The following is a 15,079-nucleotide window of genomic DNA, read 5'->3' as shown; positions in this document are numbered from 1 at the left end:
TGGACAGCTTCTTCGACGGACCTTCTATGACATCGGCACCCCCTTCCAAGGCAGCCAAACCGGCTGTGCCCGCCGCCGCCGACGCGGCCAAGGCCAGCCGCGGCCGGCCACGCAAGGCAGACAGCGACCCCATGGGGATACAGGCAGTGGACATTGCACTGGACATCATCGCGGCATTGGTGGCAAGGCAGGAAGCCATGAGCCTGAGCGAACTGTCGCGGGCCAGCGACCTGCAGCCCAGCAAGCTGCATCGCTATCTGGTCAGCTTCACCCGCAAGGGGTTGCTGCGCCAATCGTCGGTCACCGGCCACTACGACTTCGGCCCCTTCGCGCGTCGCATTGGCGCGGCAGCCTTCAATCGGCATCACGGCATGAACGTCGTCCACGAGGCCGTTTCCACCCTCGTTGCCGAGGCTGGCTGCACCGTCTACCTGTACATCTGGACCGAGCTGGGACCGACCCTGGTCCGAAGCGAAATGGGCCGCAGCCCCATGGCCGTCAACCTGCGCGAAGGGTCCGCATTGCCGATCAGCGGATCGGCGGTCGGACGGACCTTCATGGCGTATTCACCCGCGTCAATGACCGAAGACCTGCTGCGGGTCGAACGCGAACACCGCAAGGAAGAGGGCGGACGCATCTGGTCCGACAAGGAACTGGAGCGCGAATTCAAGCGCATCCGCTCATCCCGGATGTTCTGGACGAGCGAGGGCATTCTGCCCGACCTGCTGGCGGTGGCCCCGGTGTTCGATGCGCAGGGCCAGCTGCATTCCGTGATCGCGGCCGTGCCGCGCCGGGAGCAGCGCAGCCAGATCGAGCAGGACCGGCTCAAGGCCTTGCTCGAAAGCCACCTTGACCGGCTTGCGGTCGAACTGTCCTGAAGGCGCATGACCATGCCCACCCCATCGCAGAGCCCGCTGCATTCGTTGTGGAGGATGGCGCTGTCCCGGCCTATCCATAACCCGACTTGCGGCTGTTCCGTGCCGGCGGGCGTGCGGCTGGATCCGGTCACGATGGAACTGGATCTGTGCGACTTCCTGGAAGACAAGTTTGGCCTGTCGGGCCTCGGGCCATGGGTGGACGCACGGGCGCGTCGCGACGCCCTGCGCACCGGCAGCTTTGCCGAATGGATGGAATCGTTGGCGCAAGCGGGCGTGCCGCCCGCCTTGCATGCCGAATTGCTGGACGCGGCAACGGGCGTCTTGCGCGGCATGGCGGAACACGCATCGGGTCGACTCGTGCCGGCCGGCGCCCTGGCAAGCGGGTGGCTGTCGGGCGCCGACGCGTCCTCGCTGGAACACTGAAAAACGAACGGCATGCATTTGTCCGGTTCCGGACGCGCGGCCCTTACAGGAAGATCGCCATGAAGCTTGTGACCATCAACAATGTGCCCGGCGGATCCGCCGGCGCCTTGCTGGGTTCCGGAGAGATCGTCAATCTTGCGCTGGCCGCCCGGCCCGGCACGCTGGAAACGTGGATGCCCACCACCGTTCGCGGAATCCTGGAAGCGGGCCGCGCCGGCATGGATCTGGTGCGCGGCATCGTGTCGCGTCACGAGGCCCTGGCCCCCGCCGATCGGGAAGGGCTGCTTGCACAAGGCATCCTGATGCCACCGGGCACGCCCTTGCTGGCGCCGGTGCCGCAACCGCGGCTGCTGATCGCCGCCGGCCTGGCCTTTCATCAGCATCTGAAGGAAATGTCGGGAACGCCCGTACCGTCCAAGCCGACGGCGTTCATGAAAAGCGTCAATTCGATCACCGGGCCGGGCGCCGCGGTCGCCATTCCGAAGCAGGCACCGTCCCACGTGGATTTCGAAGGCGAATTGGCCGTGGTGTTTGGCGAGCACTGCTATCAGGCCACGCCTGACGAAGCGCAGCGGTGTATTGCCGGCTACACGGCCGCCAACGACATTTCCGCGCGGGATTGGGTGTTCGACGTGTTCGGCGCAAAGGAAGTGTGGGAAGCGCGCCAGACCTGGGAAGTCAACATCATGGGCAAGCAGCTTCCGGGCTTTACGCCCCTGGGGCCGGCGCTGGTGACCGCGGACGAGTTTGCGGACATCACCACCGCGCGCCTGCAGACCCGGCTGAACGGGCAAACGATGCAGTCCGTCACGTTCGACGATCTGATCTTCACGATCAACCAGACCATCTCCTACCTGTCGCAGTGGTATGCCTTTGCGCCGGGGGATGTGTTGCTGACCGGAACGCCGGCCGGCGTGGGCGTGGGCCGCAAGCCCGCCGTGTACATGCAGGCAGGCGACGTCGTCGAAGTCGAGATCGATGGCATCGGCATCCTCAGAAACGTATTGGTAGACGCCTGATTCCAGCAGGACAGGTGAACTGGCAAGTGAACTTCGGACGCCGGTCGTAACCGCAGCGGTTGCCCCCAGTCGACTCCGAAGCATTAAAAAATCAAATGGAGACTGACATGTTGGCAATCCGGGCGTACTTCGCCGCACTTGTTGCGGCCACTGCATTCGCGTCGACCGCTGTTCACGCCGAGACGGCTTACCCCAGCAAGCCGGTACGCCTGATTGTTCCGTTCCCGCCAGGGGGGTCCGCGGATCTGATCGCGCGGGCCGTGGCGCAGCAGTTCTATGAAAACACCAAACAGGTCATGGTGATCGAAAACCGCGGGGGCGCGGACACGATCATCGGTATGCAGGCGGTCAAGAATGCGGCGCCCGATGGCTACACGGTGGGCTATGTGCTGGGCTCGGCGTTGACGATGAACCCGACGCTTTACAGCAAGCTGCCCTACGATCCGGCAACGGATTTTGTGCCCGTCATGGTGTTGGCGAATCCGGGCTTTGCACTGGCGGTCCACCCGTCCGTGCCCGCCAAGTCCGCACGCGAGCTGGGCGCGTTGATCAAGGCAAAACCGCAGGAATATTTTTACGGACACGGCAACGTCGTCTCGAAGATTGCCGCCGTCGAATTTGAAAATGCCGTGGGCGGCAAGATGACCGAGGTCGCCTACAAGGGCAGCGCTGCGAGCCTGCAGGCGCTGCTGGCGGGCGACGTCAAGGTGTTGATCAGCCCGATCGACACGGTCGCGCCCTACATCGACACCAATCGGCTGCGCGTGCTGGCCGTCACGGGCGCCCAGCGCTCGGCGGCGTTTCCCGACATCCCGACGATTGCCGAAGGCGGCACCGCGATGATCCCCTACGACATCTGGCACGGCATCGTCCTGCCCGCGCACACGCCGCCCGACATCGTGCGCAAGCTGAATCAGGAACTGGCCAAGGCCGCGCGGCATCCCAATGTACGCAGCCGGGTCGAACCGCTGGGCGTGGACATGGTGGCGGGATCGCCCGAAGACATGGCTAGGAAGGTCAGCGACGAACGCACGTATTGGAACAAACGCATCAAGGAAATGGGTATCCAGGTGGACTGACCTGGCCGACCGGGCGGGGGGATCACGCAGGCAGGATTACAGCGCGTGTTACTGCATAAATACGACAGTGGGCTTCGGCATTGGGCCCTGTCTGGCAGAACGTCGTTGTAGAACTAGTCCTCCCCGAGTAATACTCGCCCGGGCGAGCGAATTCGTGAGTTTCGAAGCGCGACGCTGCATTCGTGCCTTTCGAATTCTCAGGGGTTTCGCTGTTGTTCAAAGCCATTTATCAGACGCATCCACCGCGGCTGCGGTTCTTGTTGTTCATGCTGGTGGCCGCTGGTCTGTTGCCACTGGCCCTGCTAGGGGTCTGGAGCGTCAACGCAGTCTACGAACAACAGCAAAGCGATCTGCGCCGTGGCACCCTGGACCTGTCCCGGGCGTTGTCGTCCGCCGTCAACGCCGAAATCGACAGCAGCGTGGCAGCGCTGGAAACCCTGTCCTTTCATCCTGCGCTGGCGGCCGGCAACCACGAAGAGTTCTATGCGATCGTGCGCAACGCCGTCGCCGCGCGGCCCTATTGGGTATCCGTGCTGTTGTCCGACGCGACCGGCAAGGTGGTGTTCCGATCCAGCCGTCCGTTTGGCGCCGTCGACCTCAATGTCTATGATCCCGACAGCCTGAAGCGGGTGCTGGCCGAAAAACGTCCGCTGCTGGGCGCGGTCAGAGAAGGCGGTTCCGGCACGGCAGCCATCCCGGTGCGCGTCCCGGTCATGGTGGGCGGCGACGTGCGCTACGTGCTTACCGCAGCGTTGAAACCCGATCGTATCGATGACATCCTGGCGCGCCAGAACGTGCCGTCCGGGTGGGCAATCTCGGTTTCAGATTCGAGTTTCCAACGCATGTCGCGATCGCACGATCGCGACCAGTTCGTTGGCCAGCGCCTGTCCACTTCCTTCCAGCAAGAGCTCAACGCGGTCGACACCGAAGGCATCACCGTCACCGCCAACGCTGCGGGCGTCGAATCGATCGTCGGGTTCACCAAATTGCCGCGCTGGGGAATGTCCGTCATCGTCGGCGCGCCCGTGTCGTCCTTGAACCAGGTCGTGTCCACCGCGCTGTTCGTCTACGCGGCCACCCTGGCGCTGTCACTGCTGGTGTGCCTGCTGGTCGCCAAGACCATCGCACGGCGCATCGTCGGCGGCATCGCCACCCTGCAGATGCATGCCCGCGATCTGGGCCAGGGCCGCGCCGTCAAGGCGCAGGCTTGCGGCATTGCCGAATTCGACCAGCTGTCCAAATCGCTGGAAACCGCATCGATGGAACGGCTGGCGGTGGAAGGCCATCGCCGGGTGCTGGTCGACAACCTGGACCGGTCGCTGCGATCGATCCGGGCCGCCATGGAACAAGCGCGCGAGGCGTCGGCGGCCAAGGACCATTTCCTGGCCGTGCTGGGACACGAACTGCGCAACCCCTTGGCGCCTATCGTATCGACCCTGGACCTGATGGACATCCAGGGCAAGGACGTCTATCGGCGCGAACGCACCATCCTGCGCCGGCAGGCCACGCACCTGCATCACCTGGTCGACGATCTGCTGGACGTCTCCCGCATCGTGCAGGGCAAGATGACCGTGGAAAAGCAGCCCGTCTTGCTCAATGCCGTCGTGGCGCGCGCGCACGAAGCCATCGCGTCCACCGTGCCAAAGCGCGAAGCGCCGTTTTCCCTGGTGCTGCCCCATGATCCGGTCTGGGTGCATGGCGACGAAGAACGCCTGACCCAGCTCGTCGTCAACCTGCTGATCAACGCCGTACGCAATTCCGCTGAGACGCCGATCTCGGTCAGCCTGTCGGCCACCGCATCGGCCGCCATGATCACCGTGACCGACGCGGGTGTCGGCATGGCCCCCGACACCCTGACCAAGATCTTTACGCTGTTCTACCAGGCGCCACAGTCAATCGCGCGGTCCGCGGGCGGACTGGGGCTGGGCCTGTCGATCGCCCGCAGCATCGTCCACCTGCACGAAGGCCACATTTCGGCCAGCAGCGACGGCCTGGGCCTGGGATCGAAGTTCCGCATCGACCTGCCGCTGCTGGCCCGGCACAACGTCCCGCCGCAGCCCGAATCGACCCGGCACCTGTACTTGAATCCGTACACCACCGTGCAACCGCACAGCGAACAGGCGGCCGATCGCTACACGCCCCCGGTCACGCCCGCCCGCATCCTGGTGATCGACGACAACGTCGACGCCGCCACCACCATCGCCGAAGCCCTGACCGCCTCCGGCCACGAGGTCCGCATTCGCCACACCGCCAGCGAATGCCTGTCGATCCTCCCGGCCTACCAGCCGGACGTCGCGCTGCTGGACATCGGCCTGCCCGACATGGACGGCCTGAACCTCGCGCAGCTAATCCGCGCCAGCGGCCAGTTTCCGAACCTGGTGCTGATCGCGATCACGGGCTACGGCCAGAAGGAAGACGTCGAACGCGCCATGCACGCCGGCTTTGATCAGCACATGACGAAGCCCGTGCCGATCGGGGAATTGCTGGCGAGGGTGGATGTGCTGCAGCAACTGCGCGGGCGGTCCGAGCAGGCCGTGCCCGCGGATGACTGGCTGCCGCCGGGGTGAATCGCTGCGGGGCGACAGCGCTTGCCGCGGGATGCGCCGGGCAATAAAAAAGGGGCTGCGCCAATGCGCAGCCCCTTCTGTTTTTGGTGGGCCCTCTGTGAGTCGAACACAGCACCAACGGATTATGAGTCCGCTGCTCTAACCAAGCATGAGCTAAGGGCCCGAGGGCGAGATTCTACACCGAGGCTGCGGGGCGCCGGCGACCTTCATCGCGGCTTGCGCACACCCGCCCGCGCACGCAAGAGTTGACGTAACGACATTGTCATTACGCGTGGTAAGCTGTGTGCTGAATTCTTGCAAGGCGACATCATGCCCACAGCCATCCCCACCAAGCCCCGCGACACGCTCAACCTTCGGATCGCTGCGGCCGAACGCAATTTGATCGATCGTGCGGCGGAGGCTGCCGGCAAGACGCGAACGGACTTCATTCTTGAGGCTGCCCGCCGCGCGGCGGAAGAGACGCTGCTGGATCGCGCGCTGATGGTGGTCAGCCCGGAAGCCTATTCCAACTTCTTGGAGCGCTTGGATCAGCCTGCCAAGCCTAACGACCGGCTTCGGAAGACGATGCAGGCCAAGGCACCCTGGAAGGCGGCTTGACGCATGCTGGTCGCACCGGAGCCGTTTGGCCCGAACCACGACATTGACGATTTCGATTGCGGCGTGCCGTCGCTGAACGTCTGGTTGGCCCGCCGCGCGGCGCCGAATCAGGTCAGTGGTGCATCGCGCACGTTTGTCCTGTGTGAACAAAAGAAGGTCATCGGCTATTACGCATTGGCGTCTAGCGCCGTGGTGCCTGCCGCCGCGCCGGGCCGGTTTCGCCGCAACATGCCCGACCCTGTACCGGTGGTTGTCCTTGGGCGCTTGACCATCGCGGTCAGTCATCACGGGCAGGGGCTGGGCCGGGCGTTGTTCCAGGACGCCGCTCAGCGTGTCGTGCATGCTGCCGATGCGATCGGCATCCGAGGCCTGGTCGTCCATGCCTTGTCGGACGAGGCGAAGGCTTTTTATGTCAACCTTGGCCTAGATGAATCGCCGCTGGATCCGATGACCTTGATGGTCACCGTGACCGATTTGCGGGCGGCGATGGCGCGGTGATGCTTCACCACTCCGTCATCCATGCGCCACCGCATACTCCCGCGCCTTCTCCGCATTCAAGGCCGGCGCAAAGCACCAGCCCTGCACCGCATCCACCCCCAGGCTCTTGGCCAGCGCGAACTGCGCCTCGGTCTCGACCCCCTCGGCAATCAGCTCGAACTCCAGTTCCTTGCACAGCGCGCAGATCGCGCGGTAGATCGCGTAGCCGCGGTCGGTATGCACGATGTCGATCAGGCTCTTGTCCAGTTTGATGGTGTCGGCGTCCAGGTGGTAGAGGCTGTGCAGGCTGGAATAGCCGGTGCCGAAATCGTCGATCGAGATGCGCAGGCCGCTGGCGCGCAGGCGGCGGATGCCTTCGGCCATGGCGGGGCTGGTCGCGAAGGCGCGTTCGATGATTTCGAATTCGACGTTGCGGCCGGACAGCGTCGCCAGGATGCGATCAATACAGTGCGGGTCGCCCAGGGTGTCGGGGTGCAGGTTGATGGCCACGCGCGGATGGAAGCCGGTGGCGTCCCACGAATTCAGCGTGCGGCGGGCTTCGTTGCATACCCACAGGTCGATCACGGACGCCAGGCCGGCCAGTTCCAGGGTCTCCAGAAAGTAGGGACCAACCACGCGGCCATCGGCAAATTCCAGCCGCAACAGCGCTTCGAAGCCCAGGCAGCGTTGATCGCTCGCCCGGATCTTGGGCTGGTAATACAGGGTCAGCCGGTTGGCGGTGATCAGTTCGATCACGCGTTGGGTTTCGATGTTGGACCGCAGAATGAAGCTTTGCGCGTGCTGGAAGCCCGCGCCTTGCCGCACCTGCAGGTCGCCTTCGATGCCAAGTCGGCTGGCCAGGCTTTCGCGCAGCATGCGGGTGCTTTGAGAAGCCGAAAAGCGCCGCACGAAGGGCATGTAGACGAGCACGCTCAGGATCAGCAGGGCGGCCTGGAGCAGGGCGGCGCGCAGGCCGCCAGTCATCAGGTAGCTGTCGAGAAAGATCGGGGTGATCCACGACGCGCTGCTGCCGTTGAAGGTGATCCAGCCTTGCGCCAGCACAAGGTAAGCGATGCCCATGTTGAGCAGCGGTACGCACACGAAGGGCACGAGCAGCCGCCGGTTGAAGACGATGGGCAGGCCGTAGATCAGGACTTCGGTGACGTTACAGACCAGGAAGGGCGCGGCGGTGCGGGCGATGATGCGGGAGTGCCGGTCGCGCGCGACGATCAGGATGGCGATCATGAGCGACAGGCCGGCGCCCGCGCCGCCAAAGCCGGCGAACAGATCCAGGAACTTGTAGTAGGTCAGGTTGGGGAAGATGAACTGTTCGAGGCTGCGGCCGTCCACCAGCAGGTCGAACACGTTGTTGCCATGCAGGCCGACAAACCAGAGCAGATGGCTGATGACGCTGTTGGCGATCAGCAGCGCACCGTTGGACAACTGCAGGCCGCCGACCATCGACGTGACGCCAGCCGCGCCCTTGCCGAGGCCGAAGTGAATGACCATCATGGCCGCCGTGGCCAGCACGAACACCAGGGTGAAGGGCAGGCCATGGTTCAGGGCGGCGGCCACGTGATGGTTCATGCTGCGGTAGCGGACCACCCGGGTGAACGGCAGTTTCATGACGGCGCGCAGCAGGCCCACCGTGACCAGCGGCGTCACCAGGGCGCTCAGGGGCAGGTGGGATGGCGGCTGCGAGGTGATGCCCCGCAGGGCGTCCTGCCCCAGGTAGACGACGATGGACAGCAGCACGGTAATGGCGGTGTCCATCGCGTGCGCGCGCGCCAGGTGGTAGGCGATGGAGATGACCAGCAGCAGCGGGAAGAGGCCACGCAGCACGTAGGCGGTGGACACGACGGTGTCGGCGTGCAGCGGGCCGAGCGACCATTGGTAGGTGACGAAGCCCTGCGCCAGCACGCTGGTGGCGGCCGATAGCAGCAGGTAGGGCAGCAATGCCACGAACGCTTCCTGCAGCGTGAACAGCAGGTTGCCGATCGACGGATAGCGCTTGGCGCTGGCGGCTGGGCTGGTGTCCATCGTCCACGGGTGGGTAAGTGGGAGGGGGGGCTGGAGGCAGGTCGGCCCGAGCCGGATAAGACGTCACGATGCCGCCCGAAACACTATCACACGCGAGGCTTTCGCATGGATGAGTTCGTCGCGAATCCTGAAGGATGTGGCCGAATCCGCGACAGCGCGCACCGGGCCTGAGCACTTTCCAGTACGTGGAATTTCCAGGGCGGGCCGCAATGGCCGGCCGCTGTGCTAGCAAGCCGCCGCCATGCCTGGAGTCAGTGCTGGTACAGTGAGGCTGTCCTCTAGCTCGCACCCTCCAAGACTAATGACGTCACCTGTTTTCTCTGCCCGACTTGTTGCCCGCTGGCTGCTGGTCCTGGTGCTCGCCGCGGGCGTCTATTTTTTCAGTGGTTTCCTGGTGCCTGGCCTGGCCGCGCTGATCATCGGATTCGCCAGCTGGCCCTTGTACAAGAAGTTGCTGCGCTCGCTTGGGGGCCGCAACACGGCGGCTGCGGCCGTCGCGCTGATCGTGATCCTGGTCGGGCTGGTCGTGCCCCTGTCGTTGGCAGCGTCCTACGGTATCCACGAAGCGAGCAATTTCGTGGGCTGGCTGCTGGCAGGCAACCGCTACGGCATGCCGGTGCCGAACTGGCTGGTGGGCCTGCCTCTGGTCGGTGACCGGCTGTCGGGCTATTGGCAGGAACACCTCAGCCAGCCGCAGGCGCTGGGGTCCTGGGTGCAGCTGATCAGCGGAGAACACCTGGGCAACATCTACCGCGTGGTGCTGTCCACGACGGGCAATGCCTTCCACTTTGCGCTGACGATCGTGTTCATGCTGATCATCCTGTTCTTTGTCTACAAGGACGGCGACCGCATCGTGGCGCAGCTGGACATCGTGGGCGAACGGATCCTGCCCGCACGCTGGGTGCAGTTTTCGCGCGTGGTGCCGGCAACGGTCAGCGCCACAGTCACCGGCATGGGGCTGATCGCGGTGGGCGAAGCGGTGGTGCTGGGCACCGCCTACTGGATCGCGGGCGTGCCGTCGCCGGTGCTGCTGGGTCTGGTGACCGGTTTCATGGCGCTGATCCCCGGGGGCGCGCCGCTGGCGTTCTCGCTGGTGTCCTTGTACCTGGTCGGCTCGGGCAACCTGGTGGCCGGCCTGTCCTTGTTTGCCTGGGGCACGATCGAACTGTTCATTGTCGACAAGACCCTGCGCCCGCGTCTGGTGGGCGGCCCGGTCAAGCTGCCGTTCCTGCCGACCTTCATGGGATTGGTGGGGGGTGTGCAGACCATGGGTCTGGTGGGTCTGTTCGTTGGCCCGGTGCTGATGGCGTTGCTGGTGGCCGTGTGGCGCGAATGGCTCAAGGCCGTGCAGGAAGAGCGCGACGTGGCCAGCCGGGCGGTGATCCATGTGCTGCCGTCCGTATCGCCCGCCAAGCCGGTGGACAAATCCTGACGGCAGGGTGCCCGGCGTGACTGCCGGGCGCCTTTTGCCTGCAAGGCGTTCCCGCTATCTTCCTGACAGTTTTCGCAGCAACCTGAGCAGCTCGGCAAGTTCCTTGTCGCTCAGGACTGCCGTGGCCTCGCGCTCCAGCGTCGCCACCGTGGCGGCCGCCCGCCGGTACAACAAGGTTCCGGCCGACGTCAGCGCCAGCACCTGCGTGCGCTGATCGGCGGCATCGCGCTGGCGCTGCACCAGTCCCCGTTCCACCAACCTTGCCAGCACCGACGCCATGTTCGGCGGCGACACGTTGATGGCGTCGGCCAGACGGCGCTGGCTGATGCCGGGGTTGGCCTGCAGCAAGGACAGCACCGCGAATTCGGCCTGCCGCAAATCGTATTGCGCCATCCGTTCGACAAACAGCGGCCGGATGCTGGACGATGCCAGGCGCGCGCTGTGACCGACCAGTCCGAGCAGGAAGTCTTCATTCAGCGCGTCGCTGGAGGAGGCATCGCGGAGGGTGTCGCGCGCCAGGGCGCGCGAGGGGTCGTGAGCGGTCGCAGAGGTCAAAGGAAGGGGGTACGTAGTTATTCGATGCGGATGTTTGCCTGCTTGATAATCCTACCCCATTTGTTCCGTTCGGCCGCCGCGAAGCTGGCGAACTCTTGCGGGGTGTTGCCCGCAGGCCGTATCCCCATGCCATCGAAACGTTTCTTGACATCATCCAAGGCCAGGGCTTGCCGCACTTCCTTGTTGATGCGTTCGATCACCTGGGGCGGGGTGGCGGCGGGCGCGACCAGCGCGAACCAGGTCAGAACCTGCAGATCGGGCATGCCCGCCTCCGCCGTGGTCGGCACGTCGGGCAACTGCTCCAGGCGGTTGGGGCCGGCGACTGCCAGCGCACGCACCTTGCCGGTGCGGATATGCGGCAGCAAGGACGGCGGCGTGTCGATGGCGCCGGTCACCATGCCGGTCAGCACGGCCCGCGCCGATTCCGACCCGCCCTTGTACGGAACGTGCGTGACCTTGGTGTTGGCCGTCGTGTTCAAGAGCGCGGTGGCGGCATGGCCTGTGGTCCCATTGCCCGGCGAGCTGAAAAAGGTCTCGCGCTTTTCGGCGTAGCTCACGAATTCCTTCAGGGTCCTGGCCGGCACGTCGGTGTGGATGGCGACGATCAGGGGCATGTCACCCACCACGGTGATCGGCGCCAGGTCTTTTGACGGGCTGAAGTTCAGTGTCGGGTAGATGGCCTCGTTCATGGTCAGGATGCTGCCCGATGCCAGCAGCAAGGTGTGCCCATCCGCTGCTGCGCGGGCGACATATTCCGCGCCCACGTTGCCGCCCGCGCCGGGCCGGTTTTCGACGATGACGGTCGTGCCCATCGACGTCGACAGCTTCTCGGACAGGATCCGCGCCATGATGTCGACCGGGCCGCCCGGCACGAACGGCGCCACGATGTGGATGGGCCGGGTGGGAAAGGTCTGGGCAGCCAGGGGCAGGCTGGCGGTCAGTGTCAGGGCCGCCACCAGCAAGGGGGTGCAGGACAGGGAAAAGGTGCGCATCGTGTCTCCGTTTTTTATCGATGTCATGAGCAGACGAACAGACCGTCAGGCAAAGCCCAGCAAGGCTGAAGCGTTGTCTTTCAGGATCAGGGGGTGGACCTCTGGGCGAAAGCCGGCGGCTTCGAAATCGCTCATCCAGCGCTCGGGGGTGATGAGCGGGAAGTCGGACCCGAACAGCATCCGGTGCTTGAGCTGGGTATTGGCCTGGTGGATCAGTTCTTTCGGGAAGTACTTGGGCGACCAGCCCGACAGGTCGATCCACACATTCGGTTTGTGAAGACAGACCGACAGCGCTTCGTCCTGCCAGGGCCACGACGGGTGCGCGATGATGATCTTCATGTCGGGGAAATCGGCTGCGACGTCGTCCAGATGGATAGGGTTGGAGTACTTGAGCTTGAGCCCGCCGCCGCCGCGCATGCCCGACCCGATGCCCGAATGACCGCTGTGGAAGATGGCTGGCAGGCCGGCTTCGGCAATCACTTCATACAGCGGATAGGCCATCTCGTCGTTCGGGAAAAATCCCTGCACGGTGGGATGGAACTTGAAGCCGGCCACCTTGTATTCGTCGATCAGCCGGCGGGCTTCGCGGGCGCCCATCTTGCCCTTGTGCGGATCGATGCTGGCAAAGGCCCGCATCATGTCCTGGTTCTCGAGCGCGGCTTCGGCGATCTCTTCGTTCGGAATGCGCCGCCGGCCCAGATTCGATTCCGCATCGACCGTGAACATGACCAGCCCCACCCGCGCTTCGCGATAGCGTGCGATGGTTTCCGGGATCGTGGGGCGGTGCTGGAACTTGAAGTATTTTTCGGCGGCGTCGTCGAATTCCTTGCCGAACAGGTCGGGTGCGCAGCGGCACGAGACTTCGGCATGCACGTGCATGTCGATGGCAATCAGGTTGGAAATATCCATGGGATGTCCTTGCTCAGCTCACCTGGGGCTGGTTCAGCAGCGCGTCCAGGCGGGTCTTGAATTCAATGAAAAGCGGCATGCTGTCCGGATTGGCCATGGCATCTGGGCTCGCCACCTTGGCGGGATCCGCCCCCAGCAGCAGCTTGCGGATCGGCAATTCCATCTTCTTGCCCGTCAGGGTGCGCGGGATGGCCGGCACGGCAAACACGTCGTTCGGTACATGCCGCGCCGACGCCTTGCTGCGGATCTGGTCCTTGATGCGTGCCTTCAGGGATTCATCCAGGCTCACGCCCTGCGCCATCACCACGAATAGCGGCATGTACGACGGCCGGCCCAGGTATTCAAGGTCGACGACCAGGCTGTCCGCGACCTCGGGCAGGTCTTCCACCACCCGGTAGATTTCGGCCGTGCCCATGCGGATGCCGTGCCGGTTGATGGTGGTGTCCGACCGGCCGTAGATCACGGCGGTGCCGCGCTCGGTAAAGCGGATCCAGTCACCGTGCCGCCACATGCCCGGCCAGGTGTCGAAGTAGCTGGCCAGGTAGCGGGCGTTGCCCGGATCGTTCCAGAAGTACAGCGGCATGGACGGCATGGGCTGGGTGATGACCAGTTCGCCGACTTCGCCAATCACGGCATGTCCGTCTTCGTTGAAGGCGCAGGCGGCCACGCCCAGTTCACGGCACTGGATTTCGCCGGCGTTGACGGGCAAGGTGGGCGCGCACGCCACGAAGCCCGAGGCGATGTCGGTGCCGCCGCTGATCGACGCCAGCCACAGGTCGGCCTTGACGTGCCGATAGACCCAGGCATAGGCCTCGAGCGGCAGCGGCGATCCTGTCGAATTGATCGCGCGCAGCGCCGCGAACGTGCCCGCCGGTTCCACGCCGTCTTTCATGTTCTGGATCAGGAAGGCGGCGCCGCATCCCAGATGTGTGACGGCCGCTTCGTCGATGAAGCGCCACAGGGCCTGCGTGTCGGGCCAGGCCGGATTGCCATCCGACAGCACCACGGTGGCGCCTGACAGCAGGCCGCCCACCATCAGGTTCCAGACGATCCAGCCCGTGCTGCCCAGGAACAGGAACCGGTCCCCCGGCCGCACGTCGTGTTGCAACTGATGGGTCTTGAGGTGCGTCAGCACGATGCCGCCATGCCCATGCACCATCGCCTTGGGCAGGCCGGTCGTCCCCGACGAATACACGATCCACAGCGGGTGATCGAACGGCAGGCGGTCGAAGCGCAGCGGCGCGGCATCGCGCGTCAGGTCATTCCAGCTGCGCAGGTGTGGCCAGTCAGGTGCCGTGGCCGTGCCGCCCTGGGTGCCCTCATTGCGCGTTACGTGCACCACGCAGGTCAGGGTGGGCAGCGCGTCGATCAGATCGCTTACGGTGCGGTTCCGGTCGTACGGCTTGCCGTTGTAGCGGTAGCCGTCGACAGCGAACAGGACCTTGGGTTCGATCTGCTGGAAGCGGTCAACGACCACCGACAATCCCATCTCTGGCGAACAGCTGGACCAGATCGCGCCGATGCTGGCGCAGGCCAGGAAGGCAATGACGGTCTCGGGCGTGTTTGGCATGTAAGAAACGACGCGGTCACCCGCTTGCACGCCCAGGGCGCGAAGGCTGGCCGCCAATGCGCCCGTGGTGCGTTCCAGTTCGGTCCAGCTGACGGTGCGGTCGGGTTGGCCTTCGCTGCGGGCAAGCAGCGCAGGCGACGCGCTGCCGGCGTGGCGGAAAACGTGTTCGGTGTAGTTCAGACGGGTGTTCGGAAACCAGCGTGCGCCCGGCATGTCGCGGGACGCCAGCACCGGGTCGGGCGAGCCGTCGGCGCGCACATCGCAGAAGGTCCACACCGCGGACCAGAAGGCGTCGGGGTCGTCGACCGACCATTGCCACAGGGCCGCGTAGTCGGCAAAGGTCAGGCTGCGCGATCGGGCCAACCAGGTCGTGAAGGCCCCAAGGCGGCTGGCCGCGATGTGGTCAGGACCCGGTCGCCAGAGTTCGTCGCCTTCGTGCATGGTGTCTCCCGGATAGTTATAAACAATAATAGATATGTTTTATAACTATACGAACCGGGAAGGGCGGCCGCATCGAGACAAACCCGAACGCGCCGCCCTG

At 64.8% G+C, this 15,079-nt stretch carries 13 protein-coding genes and 1 tRNA gene; 8 read left to right on the top strand and 6 right to left on the bottom strand.

Features of this window, described 5'->3' with window-relative positions:
• Nucleotides 1-26: 26 nt before the first annotated feature.
• The 5 genes from HD883_RS09745 (at nucleotide 27) to HD883_RS09725 (ending at nucleotide 5,966) form a co-directional block, all read left to right on the top strand.
• Entirely contained in the window at nucleotides 27-878 is an 852-nt protein-coding gene (locus HD883_RS09745; protein ID WP_179586028.1) for an IclR family transcriptional regulator, read from the top strand.
• Nucleotides 879-890: 12 nt separating this feature from the next.
• A complete protein-coding gene (locus tag HD883_RS09740) occupies nucleotides 891-1,301 on the top strand; it encodes a hypothetical protein (RefSeq protein ID WP_179586030.1) in 411 nt (136 codons plus the stop codon).
• Nucleotides 1,302-1,360: 59 nt separating this feature from the next.
• Nucleotides 1,361-2,320 (top strand): fumarylacetoacetate hydrolase family protein, encoded by a 960-nt coding sequence (locus HD883_RS09735; RefSeq protein ID WP_179586032.1) that lies wholly within the window; start codon nucleotides 1,361-1,363, stop codon nucleotides 2,318-2,320.
• 107 nt (nucleotides 2,321-2,427) lie between these two features.
• A complete protein-coding gene (locus HD883_RS09730; RefSeq protein ID WP_179586034.1) occupies nucleotides 2,428-3,399 on the top strand; it encodes a Bug family tripartite tricarboxylate transporter substrate binding protein in 972 nt (323 codons plus the stop codon).
• Between the two features lie 266 nt (nucleotides 3,400-3,665).
• Nucleotides 3,666-5,966, top strand: a complete 2,301-nt coding sequence (locus HD883_RS09725; protein WP_257022462.1) for a hybrid sensor histidine kinase/response regulator — start codon at nucleotides 3,666-3,668, stop codon at nucleotides 5,964-5,966.
• A gap of 84 nt (nucleotides 5,967-6,050) precedes the next feature.
• Here the strand turns inward: HD883_RS09725 and HD883_RS09720 are convergent.
• Nucleotides 6,051-6,129 (bottom strand) — tRNA-Ile (locus tag HD883_RS09720).
• A gap of 146 nt (nucleotides 6,130-6,275) precedes the next feature.
• On the opposite strand from HD883_RS09720, the gene HD883_RS09715 reads away from it, so the two are divergent.
• On the top strand, nucleotides 6,276-6,563 hold the full coding sequence (locus HD883_RS09715; RefSeq protein ID WP_179586038.1) for a type II toxin-antitoxin system TacA family antitoxin: 288 nt from the start codon (nucleotides 6,276-6,278) through the stop codon (nucleotides 6,561-6,563).
• Between the two features lie 63 nt (nucleotides 6,564-6,626).
• Nucleotides 6,627-7,061 (top strand): GNAT family N-acetyltransferase, encoded by a 435-nt coding sequence (locus HD883_RS09710; RefSeq protein ID WP_373563338.1) that lies wholly within the window; start codon nucleotides 6,627-6,629, stop codon nucleotides 7,059-7,061.
• Between the two features lie 15 nt (nucleotides 7,062-7,076).
• Here the strand turns inward: HD883_RS09710 and HD883_RS09705 are convergent, their stop codons facing one another.
• Nucleotides 7,077-9,080: an EAL domain-containing protein gene (locus HD883_RS09705; protein WP_179586042.1), complete on the bottom strand. Its 2,004-nt coding sequence runs from the start codon at nucleotides 9,078-9,080 to the stop codon at nucleotides 7,077-7,079.
• A gap of 301 nt (nucleotides 9,081-9,381) precedes the next feature.
• Here HD883_RS09705 and HD883_RS09700 point away from each other — a divergent pair, with 301 nt between their 5' ends.
• The gene (locus HD883_RS09700; RefSeq protein WP_179586044.1) at nucleotides 9,382-10,512 is read left to right on the top strand and encodes an AI-2E family transporter; all 1,131 of its coding nucleotides are present in this window, start codon (nucleotides 9,382-9,384) and stop codon (nucleotides 10,510-10,512) included.
• A 54-nt stretch (nucleotides 10,513-10,566) separates the two neighbouring features.
• Here the strand turns inward: HD883_RS09700 and HD883_RS09695 are convergent, their stop codons facing one another.
• From HD883_RS09695 to HD883_RS09680, 4 genes are read right to left on the bottom strand one after another with little or no spacing between them, the layout of a single operon-like run.
• On the bottom strand, nucleotides 10,567-11,067 hold the full coding sequence (locus HD883_RS09695) for a MarR family winged helix-turn-helix transcriptional regulator (RefSeq protein ID WP_257022113.1): 501 nt from the start codon (nucleotides 11,065-11,067) through the stop codon (nucleotides 10,567-10,569).
• 17 nt (nucleotides 11,068-11,084) lie between these two features.
• Nucleotides 11,085-12,059, bottom strand: coding sequence for a Bug family tripartite tricarboxylate transporter substrate binding protein (locus HD883_RS09690; RefSeq protein WP_179586046.1), 975 nt, complete (start codon nucleotides 12,057-12,059; stop codon nucleotides 11,085-11,087).
• Nucleotides 12,060-12,104: 45 nt separating this feature from the next.
• Nucleotides 12,105-12,968, bottom strand: a complete 864-nt coding sequence (locus HD883_RS09685) for an amidohydrolase family protein (RefSeq protein ID WP_179586048.1) — start codon at nucleotides 12,966-12,968, stop codon at nucleotides 12,105-12,107.
• 13 nt (nucleotides 12,969-12,981) lie between these two features.
• A complete protein-coding gene (locus HD883_RS09680; RefSeq protein ID WP_179586050.1) occupies nucleotides 12,982-14,979 on the bottom strand; it encodes an acetoacetate--CoA ligase in 1,998 nt (665 codons plus the stop codon).
• Between the last annotated feature and the right edge of the window lie 100 nt (nucleotides 14,980-15,079).

The organism is Pigmentiphaga litoralis (genome assembly GCF_013408655.1).
Taxonomy (GTDB): Bacteria; Pseudomonadota; Gammaproteobacteria; order Burkholderiales; family Burkholderiaceae_B; genus Pigmentiphaga; species Pigmentiphaga litoralis_A.
This window is presented reverse-complemented; position numbering and strand designations above follow the sequence as displayed.

What these genes read in the sequence shown, in the direction of transcription:
- HD883_RS09745 (WP_179586028.1), top strand. Translation starts at nt 27, where the DNA reads ATGACATCGGCACCCCCTTCCAAGGCAGCCAAACCGGCTGTGCCCGCC.
- HD883_RS09740 (WP_179586030.1), top strand. Translation starts at nt 891, where the DNA reads ATGCCCACCCCATCGCAGAGCCCGCTGCATTCGTTGTGGAGGATGGCG.
- HD883_RS09735 (WP_179586032.1), top strand. Translation starts at nt 1,361, where the DNA reads ATGAAGCTTGTGACCATCAACAATGTGCCCGGCGGATCCGCCGGCGCC.
- HD883_RS09730 (WP_179586034.1), top strand. Translation starts at nt 2,428, where the DNA reads ATGTTGGCAATCCGGGCGTACTTCGCCGCACTTGTTGCGGCCACTGCA.
- HD883_RS09725 (WP_257022462.1), top strand. Translation starts at nt 3,666, where the DNA reads ATGCTGGTGGCCGCTGGTCTGTTGCCACTGGCCCTGCTAGGGGTCTGG.
- HD883_RS09715 (WP_179586038.1), top strand. Translation starts at nt 6,276, where the DNA reads ATGCCCACAGCCATCCCCACCAAGCCCCGCGACACGCTCAACCTTCGG.
- HD883_RS09705 (WP_179586042.1), bottom strand. Translation starts at nt 9,080, where the DNA reads ATGGACACCAGCCCAGCCGCCAGCGCCAAGCGCTATCCGTCGATCGGC.
- HD883_RS09700 (WP_179586044.1), top strand. Translation starts at nt 9,382, where the DNA reads ATGACGTCACCTGTTTTCTCTGCCCGACTTGTTGCCCGCTGGCTGCTG.
- HD883_RS09690 (WP_179586046.1), bottom strand. Translation starts at nt 12,059, where the DNA reads ATGCGCACCTTTTCCCTGTCCTGCACCCCCTTGCTGGTGGCGGCCCTG.
- HD883_RS09685 (WP_179586048.1), bottom strand. Translation starts at nt 12,968, where the DNA reads ATGGATATTTCCAACCTGATTGCCATCGACATGCACGTGCATGCCGAA.
- HD883_RS09680 (WP_179586050.1), bottom strand. Translation starts at nt 14,979, where the DNA reads ATGCACGAAGGCGACGAACTCTGGCGACCGGGTCCTGACCACATCGCG.